This is a genomic window from Roseobacter sp. HKCCA0434, from assembly GCF_032464675.1.
Taxonomy (GTDB): Bacteria; Pseudomonadota; Alphaproteobacteria; order Rhodobacterales; family Rhodobacteraceae; genus Pontivivens.
The window spans coordinates 41,806-59,895 of record NZ_JAWDKL010000022.1; the positions used below are offsets into that span (position 1 = coordinate 41,806).

An 18,090-nucleotide genomic window follows, 5' to 3' on the forward strand; every position below is an offset into this window, starting at 1 on the left:
GCAGGCGGCTAGAACGGGATCAGGTCTGGTTCGAGCTACGGGAACGGTCGGGATGAGAACACATGCACGCGCAGTCGTCGTCGGGGGCGGAGCGGTCGGGGCGTCGATCGCCTATCACATGGCCAAGGCGGGCTGGACCGACACGCTCCTGCTGGAACGGGACGAGCTGACGGCCGGCTCCACCTGGCACGCGGCGGGTCTGCTGCCCTATTTCAACATGTCCTACGCGACGACGTGGATCCACGACTACTCCATCAAGTTCTACAAGACGCTTGAGAAGGAGACGGGCCTCAACGCGGGCTTCTCGGTCGTGGGCAACCTGCGCATGGCGCAGTCCAAGGCCCGGATGGACGAGTACATGACCTACGCCACCACGGCGGAATCGGTCGGCGTGCCGTTCGAGTGGCTGACCCCGGCGCAGATCAAGGACCGCTATCCGCTGGTGCGGACCGAGGATCTGGAAGGCGCGATCTTCCACCCGACCGACGGCTACATCAACCCCGCGGACGTGACGCAGGCGATGGCCAAGGGCGCCCGCCAGCGCGGGGTGGAGATCATCCGCAAGGTGCAGGTCGACGGCTTCACCCGCCGCGGCGACGAATGGGTCGTGCACTGCCGCCGCATGGTCGAGAAGGGCGGCAACCTGATCGGCGGCGAAGAGCATTTCGACATCACCTGCGAGCATGTGATCACCGCCACCGGCAACCATGCGCAGCGCACCGCCGCGATGATCGGCTGCTACATCCCCGCGATCCCGGTCGAGCACCAGTACATCGTGACCGAGCCCGATCCCGCCCTGCAGGAGTGGCGCAAGACCAATGGCGAGCATCCCGTCCTGCGCGATGCCGACGCCAAGTGGTACGTGCGCGAGGAACGCGGCGGCTGGATCCTCGGCCCCTATGAGCGCAATGCGCCCGTCTGGGCCAAGTTCGGCGTGCCCGACAGCTTCCGCGCCGACCTGCTGCCCCTCGATCTGGAACGGATCGAGGAAGAATACATGTCGATGATCCACCGCATCCCGTCCTCCGAGGATTGCGGCCTGAAAGACGATTTCAACGGCCCGATCTGCTACACGCCCGATGGCAACCCGCTGATCGGCCCGGCGCCGGGCGTCGACAATTTCTGGTTCGCGGAAGGCTTCAGCTTCGGCATCACCGCGGCGGGCGGCGCGGGTCACTACCTCAGCCAGCTCATCACCGAGGGCGAGGCGGAGATCGACATGTGGTCGCTCGACCCGCGCCGGTTCGGCGGCTGGGTGAACCGCGAATACGCGACAAAGAAGAACGAGGAAGCCTACGAGCACGTCTACATCCTCCACCATCCCGACGAGGAGCGGCCCGCCGCGCGCCCGCTGCGCACCGCGCCCTGCTACGACCGGATGAAGGAGGCGGGCGCGCAGTTCGGCTGCGTCAACGGGTGGGAGCGGCCCAACTACTTCGCCGACCATCCCGATTTCGACGATCACGAGGCGCGCAGCTTCCGCCGGGGCGGCTGGTGGCAGTTCGCCAAGGCCGAGGCGCAGGCGGTGCGCGAGAGCGTCGGCATGTTCGACGCCACCGCCTTCACCAAGCACATGGTGAAGGGACCGGGCGCGACCGCCTTCCTCGACCGGCTGACCTGCAACAAGCTGCCCAAGGTGGGCCGCATCAACCTGACCTACGCGCTGAGCGTGAAGGGCACGGTGCGCACCGAGCTGACCATCGTGCGGCTGGCGGAGGACGAGTATTACTGCGTCACCGCCGGTGCGGCGCAGGGCTACGACCACGACTATCTGGTCAAGCAGGCCGCCGCGATGCGCGACGAGCTGGGCTGGATCGAGGTGCAGGACGTCACCACGCAATACGGCGTCTTCGCGCTCGCCGGGCCGCGCGCGCGCGACATCCTCAAGAAGCTGATCGTGGCGGCGGATCCCGCGGCGGAGCTGGTCAACAAGGCGTTCCCCTGGCTCAGCGCGCGCAAGATCGATCTCGGCATGGTGCCGACGCTGGCGATCCGCGTGGCCTATACCGGCGAGCTGGGATGGGAGCTGCACCACCCGATCGAGATGCAGAACCACCTCTTCGACAAGATCATGGAGGCGGGCGCCGAATACGGGCTGAAGCTCTGCGGCGCGCGCGCCCAGAACTGGCTGCGGCAGGAGAAGAGCTACCGCGCCTTCGGCTCCGACCTCGGGCGCGACGCGACCCCGCTGGAAGCCGGGCTCGACCGCTTCGTCGACATGGACAAGGACTATATCGGCAAGCAGGCCATGCTCGACACCGGCATCCGCGCGAAATGCGTGACCGTGCTGATCGACGGGCCGGAGGATGCCGATCCCTGGGGCCGCGAGGCCGTGCTGTCGGGCGACGAGGTCGTCGGGCGCCTGACCTCGGGCGGCTACTCGGTCCATTTCGGCAAGTCCATCGGCATCGGCTACGTGAAGCCGGAGCTGGCCGAGGTCGGCACGAAGCTCAAGGTGCGCATGTTCAAGGAGCTGTGGGACGCGGAGGTCGTCGAGGACAGCCCCTACGATCCGAAGAACGAGACCATCCGCGCCAACGGCTGAACGATCGGGGGCCGCCATCCGCGCGGCCCCCTCTTCTGCTTCGGGGCAAATATCCCGGGGTGAATGACCCGGCACGGGTCAGAGGGGCAGCGCCCCTTCGCCGCAGACCGAACAATCGTCCCGGCGGCTTATCTTCACGCGGCGCGTCTCGGCATCCAGCGCGTCGTGCAGCACCAACCGCCCGGCCAGGGTGCGGCCCGCGCCGGTCAGGTGCTTGATCGCCTCCATCGCCATCATCGCGCCCATGATACCGCCCAGCGCGCCGACGATCCCGGCCTCGGCACAGCTTGGCGCGAGGCCCTGCGCGGGCACGTCCGGAAACACGCAGGCATAGCAGGGCGCGCCGGAGGCGGGGTGATAGAGGGAAATCTGCCCTTCCCATTGCGTCATCGCCGCGGAGATCAGCGGGCGGCCCGCCGCGACGCAGAGGCGATTGACCAGATGCCGCGTCTCAAAATTGTCCGAGCCGTCGAGCACGAGGTCATAGGCGTCGATCAGCTCCGCGCCCGTCGCGTCGTCCAGCCGGGTCTCGTGCCCCTCGACCGCGACATGCGGGTTGAGCCGCGCCAGGCTCCGCGCGGCGCTGACGACCTTGGGCGTGCCGACTGCGCCCGTGTCGTGGATCACCTGCCGTTGCAGGTTGGACAGCGACACCACGTCGTCATCCACGATCCCGAGCGTGCCGACGCCTGCGGCGGCGAGATACATCGCGGCAGGCGCGCCCAGCCCGCCCGCGCCGACCAGCAGCACCCGCGCGGCGCGGAGCTTCTGCTGGCCCGGTCCGCCGATCTCGCGCAGGACGATGTGGCGGGCATAGCGTTGCAGCTCTTCGGGGCTCACAATGGTTTCTCCATAAAGAGACGCGCCTCACGGTCATAGGGCACGCTGCGCACGACCTCGAAGCCGAGCTCTTCGTAGAGCGGCTGCACCTCTCGCCAGGTGAACGTGTCGAGGATCGCGCGCCGTGCGCCGCGCGCGCGACATTCGGTCAGCGCGCCCTCGATCAGGTCGCGCCCGATGCCGCGGCTGCGCGCCTCGGGATGCACGTAGAGGGATTTCAACTCCGCGACGTCGTGGAGGATGATGCACCGCACGGCCCCCAGCACCGATCCGGCCTCGTCCTTCCACGCGACCGAGAAGGCCTCCCGCCGGAATCCGGGCGTCGCATGGTCCTCCGCCATCAGGGCGGCCCGCATCTCCGTATGCAGGGCGTCGTCGGCCTCGATCAGACGCAGGCCGGCAGGGGTTTGCGCGGCCCCCGGCGCCCGCGCGCGGCGGATGCGGCGCAGGAACAGCGCGTAGCCCGCGAAGGGCAGGACGATCAGGGCGAGCACCGCCACGGCCTGAAGGTTCGCGGCGAGCGCCTGCCGGAATCCCGCATCGAACAGGAGCAGCCCGGCGGCGGCGACGCTCACCAGCCCGGCAAGCGCCAGCGCGCGGCGGTGTGGCCGGTCGAGCACGCGGGCGAAGGCGTAAGCCAGCGCCGCGATGAGCATGAGGCTGGCCAGCCCGCCTGCTGCCAGCGTGCCGAGCGGCCCGGTCACAGCTTCGGACCCGACCGCCCCGTCGAGCCGAAGCCGCCCTCGCCGCGATCCGTCGGCTCCAGCGTGCCGGTCTCGGTCCAACGCACTTGCGTGACCGAGGCCAGCACGGCCTGCGCGATCCGGTCGCCATGCGCGACCTCGAACATCTCGTGACCCAGATTGATCAGGATCACGCCGACCTCCCCGCGATAGTCGCTGTCCACGGTACCGGGCGCATTGGCGACGGTCACGCCGTGGCGCAGCGCGAGGCCGGAGCGGGGGCGGATCTGCATCTCGAAGCCGCGCGGGATCTCCATCATCAGGCCCGTGGGGATCAGCGCGCGCCCCCCCGGCATCAGCGTGACGCCCCGGCTGCGGCGGGTCGCGCCGAAATTGGCGACGAGATCCATGCCGGCAGCCCCGGCGGTCGCGTAGCTCGGCAGGGCGAGCTCGGTATCCGAGCCGTCGGCGCGACGGACGCGGATCTCCTGATCGGGAACGGCGAGGCGCAGGCCGGTCATGCGAGTTCCTCCGCGATGCGGGCGGCGAGGCGGCGGGCGGTCTCGACCTTGCTGAGGCGCGGCCAGGGCTCGGCGCCCTCCGCCGTGACGAGGGTGACGGCGTTGTCGCTGCCGCCCATGATGCCGGTCTCGGGCCGCACGTCGTTGGCGACGATCCAGTCGCATCCCTTGCGCGCGCGCTTGGCCTCGGCGTGAGCGACGACGTCATCCGTCTCGGCGGCGAAGCCGACGACGAGCGCGGGGCGGTGCTCGCCCTGCGCGACCGACGCAAGTATGTCGGGGTTCTCGACCAGATCGAGGGCCGGAATCGTGCCGGAGCCGTCCTTCTTGATCTTCGACGCACCCGCATCGCGCATCCGCCAGTCGGCGACGGCGGCGCAGAACACGCCCGCATCGGCGGGCAGCGCGGCGGTCACCGCGTCGTGCATCTGGCGGGCGGTCTCGACCTCCACCACCTCCACCCCGTCGGGGCGCGGCGCATCCGCGGGGCCGGTCACGAAGACGATGTTCGCCCCCAGATCGCGCAGCGCCTCGGCGATCGCCGTGCCCTGCGCGCCGGAGGAGCGGTTGGCGATGTAGCGCACCGGGTCGATCGGCTCATGCGTGGGGCCGGAGGTGACGAGGATGCGCTTGCCGGTCAGCGGCCCCTCGGTCAGCCGCGCGCGGATCGCGTCGAGGATCGCGGCAGGCTCCGCCAGGCGGCCGGGGCCGTACTCGCCGCAGGCCATGTCGCCCTCGTCCGGGCCGACCACCGCGATGCCGTCGCCGCGCAAGGTGGCGAGGTTGCGCTGCGTCGCGGCGTGCTGCCACATCCGCACGTTCATCGCGGGCGCGATCATCACCGGCGTATCTGTGGCCAGCAGCAGCGTCGTGGCAAGGTCGTCGCATTGTCCCTGGGCCATCGACGCCATGATGTTCGCGGTCGCGGGCGCGACCACCAGCAGATCGGCGGAGCGGGAGAGCTGGATATGCCCCATCTCTGCCTCGGCCGTCAGGTCGAACAGGTCGCGATGCACGGCCTCGCCCGCCAAGGCCGACAGGCTGAGCGGCGTCACGAACTCCTCGGCCGCGCGGGTCATCACGGGCGTCACGGCGAAACCGGCGCCGCGCAGCAGGCGGACGAGTTCGAGGCTCTTGTAGGCCGCGATGCCCCCCGCGACGATCAGGAGAATGCGTTTCTGCATCATCTGCCCCTTCTTGCCTCTCGGCAGCTACGCCGTCAGCCGACCGGGTTCAAGCCGTCGCACGGGTCGCTGCCCGCGGGCAGCGGTGTGACGATGACCTCGTTGAACGGGGTGCTGTCGCCTTCTCCGACCTGGCCGATGGAGTAGCTGCGCAGCGCGGGCGTCGCGATATCGAGCAGGGCGGGGACGCCGTAATCGACGCGGGCATGGCCGTTGCCGGTGACGAGCAGGACGCGCCGGTTGTCCGTCCGCTCCCACGCGAGCAGCACCGCCTCGGCCAGGCGGGCATCGCGGAAGCGCTGTGCCTCGACGAAGCCGGAGGCGAGCCGCGCGGGAATCGCGCCGCAATGCACGTCGATCTGCAACTGCTCGCGGATCGCCCGTTCGGGGGCGGGAAGCGGGCTGTCGAGCCCGTAGCGCGCCGCGTTGGCGCCGAAGGCCGCGGCGGCGCCTTCCTGCCGGGCCCGGCGCACATCCGCGCGCGATGCCCCGCCGCCGACGATCAGCGCGTCGGGCGCGGCCAGCATGATCTGGTGGTAGAGCGCGAAATCCGGCCAGCCGGTCTCGTCCCAGGCCAGGCGGTCGGCGATGGTCGCCGCGTCCGCGCCATTTGCCAGCAGCCCGTTCACGAGCGCGGTGTCGGCGCTGTCGATCTGCTCGAAGACGATCGCCGCCGGCTGCATCTCCGCCGCGATCCGGGCCTGTGTCGCGTGATGCTCCGGCACGCCGTGCACCTCGCCGACGATGACGAAATCCGCCTCGGCGCGAAAATCGCGGGCCGGTTCGGCGGCGCAGGCGGTCAACAGGGCGAGGCAGAGGCAGGCGAGGCGAAGCGGCATGTCGGTCGGGGTCCCCGGTCGTGAAAATGCGAAACGCCCGGACCGCTCGGGTCCGGGCGTCGCATCATCGCGTCAATCGGCAGGGTCAGGCAAGGGCAAGCATTTCCGCCGTCGCGCCGTTATTGGCCTCGAGCCGCTTGCGCAGTTTCTTGAGCGCCTGCGCCTCGAGCTGGCGGATCCGCTCCTTGGACAGGCCAAGCTCGGTCCCGAGCGATTCGAGCGTGCGGGGATCGTCGCGCATCTTGCGCTCGATCACGATCATCCGCTCCCGCTCGGTCAGGGCGACCATCGCCTCGGAAATCCAGCCGCGCACGCGGATCAGGTCGACGTCGTTGCTGACCGTCTCCTCCGCGCGGGGGCCGTCATCCTCCAGCGCCTCGACCCATTCGCGGCCCTCGTCACCGGCCTGCTGGGCGTTGAGCGAGAAGTCGGAGCCGGAGAGCCGCGCCTCCATCATCTCCACGTCGCGCAGGGGGACGCCGACCTCGGTCGCGATCATTTCGCGCATCTGGTGGCTGGACACCTCGTCGCCCGATGCGGCCTCCCGCTCCAGCTTCGCCTTCACGCGGCGCAGGTTGAAGAACAGCGCCTTCTGGCTGGAGGTGGAACCGGTGCGCACCATCGACCAGTTGCGCATCACGTAATCCTGGATCGACGCCTTGATCCACCAGACGGCATAGGTGGAGAAGCGCACGCCGCGGTCGGGGTCGAACTTCTCGGCCGCCTTCATCAGGCCGACGCCGGCCTCCTGGATCAGGTCGGGCATGGAGGCGCCATAGCGGCGATACTTGGACGCCATGGACACGGCGAGCCGCATGTAGGCGTTGACCAGGCGGTGCAACGAGCGTTCGCAGCCCTCGTCCCGCCAGGCGCGTGCCAACATGAGTTCCGTTTCTGCGTCCAGCATTTCGGCCCCCATGGCCTGCCGGGTAACGGACCGCGCGATCGAGTCGTCGATTGCCATGTTCATACTCCCACTGTTGCGATTGCGGGTTCGGGCCCGCGATTGTTAGAACGCCCCGATGCCCCGGCAGTGGCCGTGACGAGGTGATCGGGTGAAAAGCTTAAGAAAGACCGAATTGATTCTCGGCGGCGCCCGCTCGGGCAAATCGGCATTCGCCGAGCGTCTGGCGCGAAGCGCGTCGGGACGACGCTGCTATGTCGCGACCGCTCAACCATTCGATGACGAGATGCGGCAGAGGATTGCGGCGCATGTGGATCGGCGTGGAGAGGATTGGACAACCATCGAGGAACCGATCGATCTGGCGAAGATCGTCGGCAGCTTCAATTCGGGTGATGTCGTTCTCATCGATTGCCTGACCCTGTGGTTGACCAACATTCTGTTGGCGGACCTTGATACCGATGCGGCCGGGGAGGACCTGGTGAGAGCCCTGAGCGCGTCCCGTGCGCACCTGATTTGTGTGTCCAACGAAACGGGCATGGGATTGGTTCCCGAAAATTTTCTGGGCAGGCGATTCCGCGATGCGCAAGGCACGCTGAACCAGCGGATCGCGGCCGTCAGCGACACCGTCGTCTTCGTGGCCGCGGGCCTGCCACTGGTGTTGAAAGGCAGCATCGAGGGTCGGGCGTGACGGTCGATTGGTGGTGGGTCCGCCACGGCCCCACCCATGCCGCCCGGATGGTGGGGCAGACGGACATCGCCGCCGACCTGTCGGACACGGCGCGGATCGGACGGCTGGCCAAGGCGCTTCCGCAGGGCGCGACCGTTCTGTCCTCCGACCTGCGACGGGCGGTGGCCACGGCGCGGGCCCTGGGCCTCGATCCCGTGCCGGAGCCGCGATTGCGCGAGTTCGATTACGGTAGGTGGGAGGACCTCGCCTTCGACGATCCGGCAGTCGATGCCGATCTCGCCCGCCGCTTCTGGGACGAACCGGGCGACGTTGCGCCGCCCGGCGGTGAAAGCTGGAACGAGCTGTCGGCACGGGTTCGCACTGTCGTGGCCGAGCATCGCGGCCCCGGCCCGATAGTGGCCGTCGCCCATATGGGCGTGATCCTCGCGGCCCTCGCCCACGCGACCGGGATGCCCGCGAAAAGCGCGCTGTCCTTCCGCATCGCACCGCTCTCGCTGACCCGGCTAAGCTGGCATGGCGGCGCCGACTGGTCCGTCGCTTGCGTCAATCACGAATTCTGAACGCCTGTGTGTCGAATGCTGATTGGACGTGCGCGGGTTCTCTCGGCCATCCTCCGCCGAAACGAGAGGATGACACGATGACCTGGACCCTGCTGATCGGCGACCGCACCTATTCGAGCTGGTCTCTGCGCGGATGGCTGCTCTTCGCCGCGTTCGACCGCGCGGTCGAGGTGGTGCAGCACCGCATGTATTCGGACGAGCTTGCCGAAGCCCTGCGCGGCATGGGGTCCGGCAGCAGGCTGGTGCCGCAGATGAAGCAGGGCGACACGGTCGTCTGGGACACGCTGGCAATGGCCGAGACGCTGGCCGAGGATAGCCCTGCCATGTGGCCCGCCGGTGCGGGCGACCGTGCACGGGCGCGCGCGATTGTGGCGGAGATGCATTCGGGCTTCACCGCGCTGCGCGCCGACTGCACCATGAACCTCGCCCATGTCTACGAAGGGTTCCAGCCGTCGGATGCGGTCCGCGCCGACCTCGCGCGGATCGAGGAGTTGTGGGGAGCGCCCGAGCGCTGGCTGTTTGGCGACTACTCCATCGCGGACGTGTTCTATGCGCCCGTCGCGACGCGGATCGTGACCTACGACCTGCCGGTGTCGGACGCCGCGCGCGCCTATGCCGAGCGGCACCTCGCCCATCTGCCATTCCGCCAGTGGCGCGCGATGGGGCAGGCGGAGAATTACGTGCAGCCGGGCTACGACCTCGACCTGCCCACGCGGCCTTGGCCCGGTGAGCGGCTGCCCGCCCGCGCGGTGGAGGGCGGCACGCCGGTCAACGAGACCTGCCCCTATTCGGGCAAACCCGTCCAGGCGGATTCACTGGGCGAATTCGACGGGCGGATCATCGGCTTTTGCAACCCGTTCTGCCGCGACAAGTCCGTCGCCGATCCGGGGGCCTGGCCGAAGCTCGCGCCCTACCTCGCGTAGCTTTCCGGCCGCAGGGCTACGGTCGCGAATAGATCCTCGGGATATTCGACCGACATCAGGTAGAGACCCTGCGGCGGTGCGACCGGCCCGCAGCGGGTGCGGTCGCGCGCCTCCAGCGCCGCGGTCACGTCCTCGGGCGACCAGATCCCCGCGCCGACCCGTTCGAGTGTACCCGCGAAGCTGCGGACCTGGTTGTGCAGGAAGGACCGCGCCTCGACATGCAGGTGCACCTCCGCGCCGTCGCGCACCACGTCGAGCCGGTCGAGCGTCTTGACCGGGCTCTGCGCCTGGCACTCGGTCGAGCGGAAGGTGGTGAAGTCGTGCCGGCCCAGCATCCGGTCGGCCCCGGCCTGCATGGCGGCGAGGTCGAGGCTCTGGCGCACCTGCCAGACCAGCCCCTCGTCGAGCGCCGCCGGGCTCTTGCGCGGCAGCAGGCGGTAGAGGTAACGCCGCGACAGCGCGCCGAACCGCGCGTGCCAGTCGTCCGCGACGCGCGACACGGCGGTGATCGCCACGGGCTGCGGACGCAGGTGGTGGTTGATCGCCTGTTGCAGGCGGTAGGGATCCCAGTCGGTGTCGAAATCGACATGGCCTACCTGCCCGCGTGCGTGGACGCCCGCATCGGTCCGCCCCGCGCCGGTCACGACGCTGGCATCCCGCGCGAACTTCGCCAGCGCCGCCTCGATCGCACCCTGCACGGAGGGCGCGTTCTCCTGCCGTTGCCAGCCGGAAAAGGGCGCGCCGTGATATTCGATGAGGAGGGCATAGCGGGGCATGGCGCACCGCCTAGCGCGCCGCGTGCGCCTTGCCAAGGCTCGCAATGCCGCGCGACCCGCCCCATATCACCCGCAGCCGCAAGGAGGGAGCGCCGCTTGGGACTGGGAGACATCGCCGACGGCATGCTGCGTCGGGTGGAGGACGCGCAGGCGAGCACGCGCGAGGCGTTGTTCGACCCGGTGATCCGGCTGGGCGTCACGGGGCTGAGCCGCGCGGGCAAGACCGTCTTCATCACCTCGCTGGTCGCGAACCTGCTGAACCGGGGGCGGATGCCGCAGCTTCAGGCCGCCGCCGACGGGCGGATCGAGACGGTGTTCCTGCAGCCGCAGCCCGACGACACCATCCCCCGTTTCGAGTTCGAACGTCACCTCGCGGCCCTCACGGGGCCCGAGCCGCACTGGCCCGAGAGCACGCGCGCCATCAGCCAGCTGCGCCTGTCGCTGAAGGTCCGGCGCGGCAGCTGGGTCAAGGGCCTCAGCGGCCCGCGAACCATCCATCTCGACATCACCGACTATCCCGGCGAATGGCTGCTGGACCTGCCCTTGATGAGCGTCGGTTACGACGACTGGGCGGCGGCGACCATCGAGACCGCGCGCACCCGGCCCGAGCTGGCGGGGCCGTGGCTGGCCGCGCTCGACGGCATCGATCCCGACGCGCCGCTGGACGAGAGTGTGGCGCAGGCGCAGGCCCACGCCTTCACCGACTACCTGCGCGGGGTGCGCGAGGCGGGGCTGTCGGGCTTCGCGCCGGGGCGCTTCCTGATGCCGGGCGATCTGGAGGGCTCGCCCGCGCTGACCTTCGCCCCGCTGCCGCCGGGGGCGGGACGCTCCGGCAGCCTGCGGCGCGAGTTCGCGCGGCGGTTCGAGGCGTACAAGCGGTTGGTCGTCAAACCCTTCTTTCGCGATCACTTCGCCCGCATCGACCGGCAGGTGGTGCTGATGGACGCGCTCGGCGCGATCCATTCCGGCCCCCAGGCGGTGGAGGATCTGCGGCTGGCGATGAAGGACATCCTCGACGCCTTCCGCCCCGGTCCGAATTCCTGGCTGACGGCGATCCTGGGCAAGCGGGTGGAGCGCATCCTGTTCGCCGCGACCAAGGCCGATCACCTGCACCATTCGCAGCACGCGCGCCTGGCCGCGATCATGGCGGCCCTGCTGTCTGACGCCCGGTCTCGGGCCGATTTCCGTGGAGCACGGACCGAGGCGATGGCCATCGCCTCCCTGCGCGCGACGGTGGAGCAGCAGGTCACGCATGAGGGCAAGCCGCTTGACGTCGTGCGCGGTCGGCTGATCTCGACCGGGCGGCAGGCGGCGCTGCACGCGGGCGACCTGCCGCTCGATCCCGCCCGCCTTCTGGCCCCGGCGCGCAAGGGGGCGCGGGCCTGGCTCGACGACGAATATTCCGTGATGCAGTTCGCCCCGCCCGAGATCGACCTCGCCCCCGGTGACGGCCCGCCGCATATCCGGCTCGACCGCGCGGCGGAGTTCCTGTTCGGAGATCGCCTGAGATGACCCGCCGCCCCATCCTGATCGAGGACGACCTGCCCGAGGCGCGCATCACCCCCGCCGACGCCCCCCCGGTGCCCGAGGCGCAGGGCCGCGCGATGGTGCAGGCGACCCGCATGGCGGCGAAGCGGCGCGGCTGGTTCGCCCGCATCTTCTGGGGGGCGCTCGTGTCGCTCCTGCTGGTGATGATGGGCGAGGCCGCCTGGTCCTTCGCCGCCGAGATGATCGCGCGCAATGTGTGGCTGGGCCGCTTCGTGCTGCTGCTGGTCGCCATCGTCGGCGCGGGTCTGCTGCTGGCCGCGCTGCGCGAGCTGATCGCCCTGTCGCGGCTCGCCAAGGTCGACGACCTGCGCCACCGGGCCGAGCGCGCGACCCAGCCCGACCGGGCGCGGGCGGTGGCCGAGGAACTGGCGACGCTCTACGCCGGTCGGTCTGAACTCGGCACAGCGGTCGCGCGGACCAAGACCGCCGCCGCCGACCTGATGGACGCGGACGCGATCCTCGCGCTGGCCGAGCGCGAGTTGCTGGCCCCGCTCGACCTCGCCGCGCGGGCCGAGGTGGAGGCGGCGACGCGCACCGTTGCGGGCGTCACCGCGCTGCTGCCGCTGGCGCTGGCCGATGTCGTCGCGGCGCTGTCGGCCAACCTGCGCATGATCCGCCGCATCGCGGAGATCTATGGCGGGCGCGCGGGCCTGATCGGCTCCTGGCGACTGTTCCGCACCGTCGCCGCGCATCTGATCGCGACCGGAGCCGTGGCCGTGGGCGACGACATGATCGGCGCGGTCGCGGGCGGCGGGCTATTGTCCAAGCTGTCGCGCCGCTTCGGCGAGGGCGTGGTGAACGGCGCGCTGACCGCCCGCGTCGGCGTCGCCGCGATCGAGGTCTGCCGCCCGCTGCCTTTCACCGCGCTGCGCCGCCCCTCGGTCACGAACCTGATGCAACGCTCGCTGACCGGCCTCTTCGCGGGCAAGCCCGAGGCTTGACGCCCCGGCGCGGCTGTGGCGATCTCGCGCAATCCCGAACCGCGAGGGCCGCCGCCATGCATATCCGCTTCGTCACCGACCCCGCCGACCTGGCCGAATGCCTGCGCCTGCGCCACGAGGTCTTCGTGCTCGAGCAGGGCGTCAGCCTCGCCGACGAGGCGGACGGGCGCGATGGCGAGGCGCTGCACCTGCTGGCCAGCGACGACCGGCGTAGCATTGGTGCCGCGCGGATCCTGATCGCGGACGGCACGGCCAAGATCGGGCGGGTCTGCGTGCTGCGCGACGCACGCGGCACCGGCCTCGGCGGTCGAATGCTCGCGGTGATGCTGGAGCGGTTGCAGGCGGAGCCGGAGGTGCGCCGTGCCAAGCTCGGCTCGCAGGTCGCGGCGATCTCGCTCTATACGCGTGCGGGGTTCATGCCGGTTGGCCCGCGCTACATGGAAGCGGGGCTGGAGCATCAGGACATGGAGCGCGCGGTCTGACCGCGTCTTCTTCGTCCCAATATCCCCGCCGGAGGCGCAGCTCTCAGCCGAGCGCCGCCTCCGCCGCCATGCCGAGCCGCAGCAACCCGCGCTCGGTGCCCGGGGGGGTCATCAGGCTGATCCCGCACATAGGCGTGCCCGTGGGCAATTGCAGCACCGCGAGGCCCATGAGGTTGCCGATGCGCGTGTTGCGCAGGGTCATCAGGTTCTGCTCGCGGTAATAGGCGCCATCGGTCTTCAGCCGGTCGAGCTTCGGCGGCAGGATCGGCGCGGTCGGGACCAGTACGGCGTCGTAGCCGGCGGTGGCGGCGAGGTATTCCGCCCGCAGCCCGTCCAGCGCGATCCGCGCGCCGAGATAGTCCGCCGCGGTCACGTCGCGGCCCAGCCGGAACCGCTCGCGCACCTCCTCGTACATCGCGTCCGGGTTTGCCTCGATCCGCGCGCCGTGATGGGCATAGCCCTCAGGCGCGAAGAGCTGTGCCGAAAGCGGCATGGCCTCGGCCACCGCCGCGACCGCGCCACGCTCGATGTGCGCGCCTGCCGTCTCCAGCCGCCGCACGGCGTCCTCGAAGGCGTCGGCGGGCGCGTCGCGGATGTCGTCGAAGGCGCTCGTTTCCAGCACCATGAACCGCTTACCCGTGAGGTCCGCCCCGGCGAGGTCGGGCTCGGTCTCTCCCGCCAGCAGGGCAAAGACCAGCGCCGCGTCCTCGACCGTCCGCGTCAACGGCCCGACCGTGTCGAAGAAGGGCGCGAGCGGCACCACGCCGTCGAGCGGCAGGCGACCGGACGAGGTCTTCAGCCCCACCAGCCCGTTCCAGGCGGCGGGCACCCGGACCGATCCGCCCGTGTCGCTGCCGATCCCCGCGGGCGCGAGCCCATGCGCGACCGAGGCGGCGGCGCCGGAAGAGGAGCCGCCCGGCACCCGCTCGCGGTCGTGCACGTTGGGCGGCGTCGCGGTGATCGGGTTGTAGCCGATCCCGGCGAAGGCCAGCTCGGTCATGTGGGTCTTGCCCAGGCACACCGATCCGCCCAGCGTCGCACGGCGCAGCACCTCGGCGTCGGCCTGGGGCACCCGGTTCGACATGAGCGCCGATCCCGCCTCGGTCGCGGTGCCTGCCGTGTCGAACAGGTCCTTCCACGACAGCGGCACGCCATCGAGCGGGCCGCGCCGCACACCGTCGCGCGCGCGGGCGGCGGCTGCGTCCGCCTCGGCCCGTGCGCGGTCGGGCGTGGCCCGGGCGTAGATATCCGCCCCGTCCGAGTGCGACGCGATCCGGTCGAGGAAGGCGTCCGCGACCTCGCGAGGATCGAGGCGGCCATCGTCGATGCGGCGTCCGATCTCGGCAGCGGTGAGGGTGTGGATCTCGGTCATGGCGGTTCCTCGCGCGGTTTGCCGCACGGTAGGGGGTTGGCGCGCGATGGACAATCGGGGTCGCCCGGTCCACATGTGCGGGCATGACACGGGATACCGATATCGCCATCGTCGGCGGCGGCCTCAATGGCCCGATCCTGGCGCTGGCCTGCGCGCGGGCGGGCTTCCGCGTGACGTTGATCGACGCCGCTGATCCGTCCGCCACCCGCGCCGACGGGTTCGACGGGCGCGCCTACGCCATCGCACTGGGCTCGCAACGCCTTTTGGAGGCGCTCGGCCTGTGGGACGAGCTTTCGGACGCCGCGCAGCCGATCCGCGACATCGTGGTGGCCGACGGGCGCGCTGGCTACGGCGCGAGCCCGCACCACGTGCATTTCGACAGTGCCGAGATCGAGGAAGGCCCGTTCGGCGCGATGGTCGAAGATCGGCACCTGCGCGCGGTTCTGCACGATGCGGTCGCCGGGGAGACGCGGATCGAACTGCGTGCGCCTGCGACCGTCACGGCGCAGGAGACGACGCCGCATGGCGCGGTGCTGCACCTCGCAGATGGCTCCCGTCTGACCTGCGGACTGATCGTCGGCTGCGATGGCAGGGGATCCGGCACGGCGGAGCGGGCGGGGGTCGGGCGGATGCAGACCGATTACCGGCAGACTGCGCTGGTTTGCGCGCTCGACATTTCGCGCCCGCATGGCGGGACCGCTCACCAGATGTTCTTCGCAGAAGGACCGCTCGCCATCCTGCCGCTGACCGGCGACCGCGTCTCGATCGTCTGGACCGAGGCACGCGAGCGGGCGGGGGCGATCAATGCGCTGGACGAGGCGGGTTATCTCGCCGCCCTGGCACCGCGCTTCGGCGATTTTCTGGGCGAGGTGTCGCTCGCCGGCGCGCGCTACACCTATCCGCTGGCCCTGAGCCTCGCTAGGGCTTGGACGGCCGAGCGCGTGGCGCTGGTCGGCGATGCCGCGCATGGCATCCATCCGCTGGCAGGGCAGGGGCTGAATCTCGGTCTGCGCGACGTGGCCACGCTGGCGGAAGTGCTGACGGACGCGAAGCGGCGGGGCGAGGATTGGGGCAAGGCGTCCGTGCTCGACCGCTATGCCCGCTGGCGCGGCTTCGACACGGGCGGGCTGGCGGTGGCGACGGATGGCCTGAACCGGCTGTTCTCGAACGACAACCCGGTCCTGCGCGCGGCGCGCGACCTCGGCCTCGGCGCCGTCAATGCCGCCGCCCCGCTGCGCCGCGCCTTCATGCGCGAGGCGGCAGGGCTGAGCGGCGACCTGCCGCGGCTGATGCGGGGGCGTCCGCTCTGACCCTGTCGCCGGACTGGACCGGACGGGGGCGGACGGGGTAGACTGCCCGCCAACGGGACGCGCACGATCCCGACCACGAGGCACGACATGCAGTATCCCCAGCGATTTTCCGGCTTGCCGGAATATGCGTTCCCGCGCCTGCGCGCGCTGCTCGACCCGCTGACGCCGGGGGCCGAACCGTTGCCCATGTCGATCGGCGAGCCGATGCACCCGGTCCCACCGATGCTGGCCGAGGTGCTGGCCGCTTCCGCCGCGGGCTATGCCAAATATCCGCCGAACGAGGGCACGCCCGAGCTGCGCGGCGCCATCGCCGCCTGGCTCGCCCGCCGCTACGGCGTCGAGGCGGACGCGGAGCGGGAGGTGCTGCCGCTCAACGGCACGCGCGAGGGGCTGTTCGCCGCCTGCGTCGCCTTGGTGGCGGAGGAGAAGGACGGCCAGCGCCCGGTCGTGCTGCTCCCGAACCCGTTCTACCAATGCTATGCCGTCGCCGCGCTGACCGCGGGGGCCGAGCCGGTCTACGTGCCTGCGCTCGCCGAAAACGGCTTCCTGCCGGATTTCGCGAGTGTCCCCGCCGATCTGCTGGCGCGCACCGCCGCCGTTTACATGTGCTCTCCCGCCAATCCGCAGGGCGCGGTGGCGAGCGGGGAGTACTGGGCGGACCTGATCCGGCTGGCCGACACGCATGATTTCCGCATCTTCGCCGACGAGTGCTATTCCGAGATCTGGCGCAGCGCGCCGCCGACCGGGGCGCTGGAGGTCGCGCGCGGGATCGGCGCCGACCCCGAACGGGTGACGGTGTTCCATTCGCTGTCCAAGCGCTCGAACCTGCCTGGCCTGCGCTCGGGCTTCTGCGCCGGGGGGCCGCGCAGCATCGCGGCGATGAAGCAGCTGCGCTCCTATGCGGGCGCGCCCTTGCCCTTGCCCGCGCAGATGGCCGCGACCGCGATCTGGTCGGACGAGGCGCATGTCGAGGCGAACCGCGCGCTTTATGCCGAGAAATTCGCGCTGGCCGATCGCGTGCTGGGTGACCTGCCCGGCTACACGCCGCCCGAAGCGGGCTTCTTCCTGTGGATCGCCGTGCGCGATGACGAGGAGATGACCATGCGGCTGTGGTCGCGGCACGGGGTCAAGGTGCTGCCTGGCTCCTATCTCAGCCGTCCCACGGATGCGCGGCTTGGCGGGGGCGATCCGGGGCGGGGATATATCCGGGTGGCGCTGGTCGCCCCGGCGGACGTGGTGATGCGGGGGCTGGAGGCCATCCGCGCGGAACTCGAAGCGGAGGATGCGGCATGACGATCTTCACCACGGGACGGGCGCGCGATCCCTTCATGCCCTCGCGGATGCAGGCGGCGCTGGGACAGGGCGTCGGGCGGTTGATCGGGGCGGGGCTGCTGGCCGCGGCGCTGGCGGTCGCGGCGCTGCTGTGGACCTGGTCGGCGGACGACCCGAGCTTCTTCAACGCGGTGGATCGCGCGCCGGGCAACGCGCTGGGCTATGTCGGCGCGACGCTGGCCGAGGTGCTGATCCGCGCAATCGGCTGGGCGGCCTGGGTTCTGCCCGCGGCCCTCGCCGTCTGGGGCGTGCGGCTGGTGATGCGGCGGGGCGAGGCACGGTTCCTGACCGGGCTGATCCTGCTCCTGCCGATGATCGCGCTGACCGCCATCTTCGCCGCGATGCATGTCCCGCCGACGCGCTGGCTGCCGAGCTACGGCCTCGGCGGGCTGTTCGGCGACGGGGTGGGGGGCGTGCTCCTGTCGCTGCTGCCGCTCGATGCGGGGCTGGCGCTGCCGCTGGTCGCGGTGGCGAGCGGGCTGGCGCTGCTGCTGGTGGGGTTCTTCGGCTTCGGCCTCGATCGGGCCGAGGGGGCGGCGCTGCGCCGCTATGTCCTGTCGGGTCTGGGGACCAGCGGCGCGACCGTCGCGGGGATCGCGGGGGCCGCCTGGCGCGGGGTCACGGCCCTGCGCGGCCGGGTCG

The 18,090-nt window shown here is 70.7% G+C and carries 18 protein-coding genes; 10 read left to right on the top strand and 8 right to left on the bottom strand.

What is annotated here, in order from left to right; all coding sequences use genetic code 11:
- The first annotated feature begins 52 nt into the window (after positions 1-52).
- Positions 53-2,545 (top strand): FAD-dependent oxidoreductase, encoded by a 2,493-nt coding sequence (locus tag RX333_RS13490; protein ID WP_316015473.1) that lies wholly within the window; start codon positions 53-55, stop codon positions 2,543-2,545.
- 78 nt (positions 2,546-2,623) lie between these two features.
- Here the strand turns inward: RX333_RS13490 and RX333_RS13495 are convergent, their stop codons facing one another.
- The 6 genes from RX333_RS13495 to RX333_RS13520 all read right to left on the bottom strand — a co-directional run bounded on the left by RX333_RS13495 (position 2,624) and on the right by RX333_RS13520 (position 7,576).
- Entirely contained in the window at positions 2,624-3,385 is a 762-nt protein-coding gene (locus RX333_RS13495) for a HesA/MoeB/ThiF family protein (RefSeq protein WP_410056081.1), read from the bottom strand.
- Entirely contained in the window at positions 3,382-4,089 is a 708-nt protein-coding gene (locus RX333_RS13500) for a GNAT family N-acetyltransferase (RefSeq protein ID WP_316015474.1), read from the bottom strand. Before RX333_RS13500 ends, RX333_RS13495 begins: the two co-directional genes overlap by 4 nt.
- Complete coding sequence (gene dut / locus RX333_RS13505; protein WP_316015475.1) at positions 4,086-4,589, bottom strand: dUTP diphosphatase; 504 nt, start codon at positions 4,587-4,589, stop codon at positions 4,086-4,088. The genes RX333_RS13500 and dut overlap by 4 nt, the downstream gene beginning before the upstream one ends.
- Positions 4,586-5,776, bottom strand: coding sequence for a bifunctional phosphopantothenoylcysteine decarboxylase/phosphopantothenate--cysteine ligase CoaBC (gene coaBC / locus RX333_RS13510; RefSeq protein WP_410056082.1), 1,191 nt, complete (start codon positions 5,774-5,776; stop codon positions 4,586-4,588). Before coaBC ends, dut begins: the two co-directional genes overlap by 4 nt.
- A 32-nt stretch (positions 5,777-5,808) precedes the next feature.
- Positions 5,809-6,612 (bottom strand): ChaN family lipoprotein, encoded by an 804-nt coding sequence (locus tag RX333_RS13515; protein WP_316015477.1) that lies wholly within the window; start codon positions 6,610-6,612, stop codon positions 5,809-5,811.
- A gap of 85 nt (positions 6,613-6,697) precedes the next feature.
- On the bottom strand, positions 6,698-7,576 hold the full coding sequence (locus RX333_RS13520) for an RNA polymerase factor sigma-32 (RefSeq protein ID WP_316015478.1): 879 nt from the start codon (positions 7,574-7,576) through the stop codon (positions 6,698-6,700).
- Positions 7,577-7,667: 91 nt separating this feature from the next.
- On the opposite strand from RX333_RS13520, the gene cobU reads away from it, so the two are divergent.
- The 3 genes from cobU (at position 7,668) to RX333_RS13535 (ending at position 9,687) form a co-directional block, all read left to right on the top strand.
- Positions 7,668-8,204, top strand: coding sequence for a bifunctional adenosylcobinamide kinase/adenosylcobinamide-phosphate guanylyltransferase (gene cobU, locus RX333_RS13525; protein WP_316015479.1), 537 nt, complete (start codon positions 7,668-7,670; stop codon positions 8,202-8,204).
- Positions 8,201-8,764 (top strand): histidine phosphatase family protein, encoded by a 564-nt coding sequence (locus RX333_RS13530; protein ID WP_316015480.1) that lies wholly within the window; start codon positions 8,201-8,203, stop codon positions 8,762-8,764. Before cobU ends, RX333_RS13530 begins: the two co-directional genes overlap by 4 nt.
- A 77-nt stretch (positions 8,765-8,841) precedes the next feature.
- A complete protein-coding gene (locus RX333_RS13535) occupies positions 8,842-9,687 on the top strand; it encodes a glutathione S-transferase (protein WP_316015481.1) in 846 nt (281 codons plus the stop codon).
- Here the strand turns inward: RX333_RS13535 and truA are convergent.
- On the bottom strand, positions 9,675-10,463 hold the full coding sequence (gene truA, locus RX333_RS13540) for a tRNA pseudouridine(38-40) synthase TruA (RefSeq protein ID WP_316015482.1): 789 nt from the start codon (positions 10,461-10,463) through the stop codon (positions 9,675-9,677). The two genes, RX333_RS13535 and truA, sit on opposite strands and share 13 nt — an antisense overlap.
- Before the next feature lie 96 nt (positions 10,464-10,559).
- Between truA and RX333_RS13545 the strand changes: the two genes are divergently transcribed.
- The 3 genes from RX333_RS13545 to RX333_RS13555 are packed head-to-tail and all read left to right on the top strand — an operon-like array spanning position 10,560 to position 13,434.
- Complete coding sequence (locus tag RX333_RS13545) at positions 10,560-11,975, top strand: YcjX family protein (protein ID WP_316015483.1); 1,416 nt, start codon at positions 10,560-10,562, stop codon at positions 11,973-11,975.
- Positions 11,972-12,952: a TIGR01620 family protein gene (locus tag RX333_RS13550; RefSeq protein WP_316015484.1), complete on the top strand. Its 981-nt coding sequence runs from the start codon at positions 11,972-11,974 to the stop codon at positions 12,950-12,952. Before RX333_RS13545 ends, RX333_RS13550 begins: the two co-directional genes overlap by 4 nt.
- A 56-nt stretch (positions 12,953-13,008) precedes the next feature.
- Positions 13,009-13,434, top strand: a complete 426-nt coding sequence (locus RX333_RS13555; RefSeq protein WP_316015485.1) for a GNAT family N-acetyltransferase — start codon at positions 13,009-13,011, stop codon at positions 13,432-13,434.
- A gap of 43 nt (positions 13,435-13,477) precedes the next feature.
- On the opposite strand, the gene RX333_RS13560 is transcribed toward RX333_RS13555, so the two are convergent.
- Positions 13,478-14,806 (bottom strand): amidase, encoded by a 1,329-nt coding sequence (locus RX333_RS13560; protein ID WP_316015486.1) that lies wholly within the window; start codon positions 14,804-14,806, stop codon positions 13,478-13,480.
- An 83-nt stretch (positions 14,807-14,889) separates the two neighbouring features.
- Between RX333_RS13560 and RX333_RS13565 the strand changes: the two genes are divergently transcribed.
- From RX333_RS13565 to RX333_RS13575, 3 genes are all read left to right on the top strand, one after another.
- Positions 14,890-16,116, top strand: a complete 1,227-nt coding sequence (locus tag RX333_RS13565) for a UbiH/UbiF/VisC/COQ6 family ubiquinone biosynthesis hydroxylase (protein ID WP_316015487.1) — start codon at positions 14,890-14,892, stop codon at positions 16,114-16,116.
- 87 nt (positions 16,117-16,203) lie between these two features.
- Positions 16,204-17,409: an aminotransferase class I/II-fold pyridoxal phosphate-dependent enzyme gene (locus tag RX333_RS13570; protein WP_316015488.1), complete on the top strand. Its 1,206-nt coding sequence runs from the start codon at positions 16,204-16,206 to the stop codon at positions 17,407-17,409.
- A partial coding sequence (locus tag RX333_RS13575; protein WP_316015489.1) for a DNA translocase FtsK 4TM domain-containing protein occupies positions 17,406-18,090 on the top strand: 685 nt, incomplete at its 3' end. The genes RX333_RS13570 and RX333_RS13575, both read left to right, overlap by 4 nt.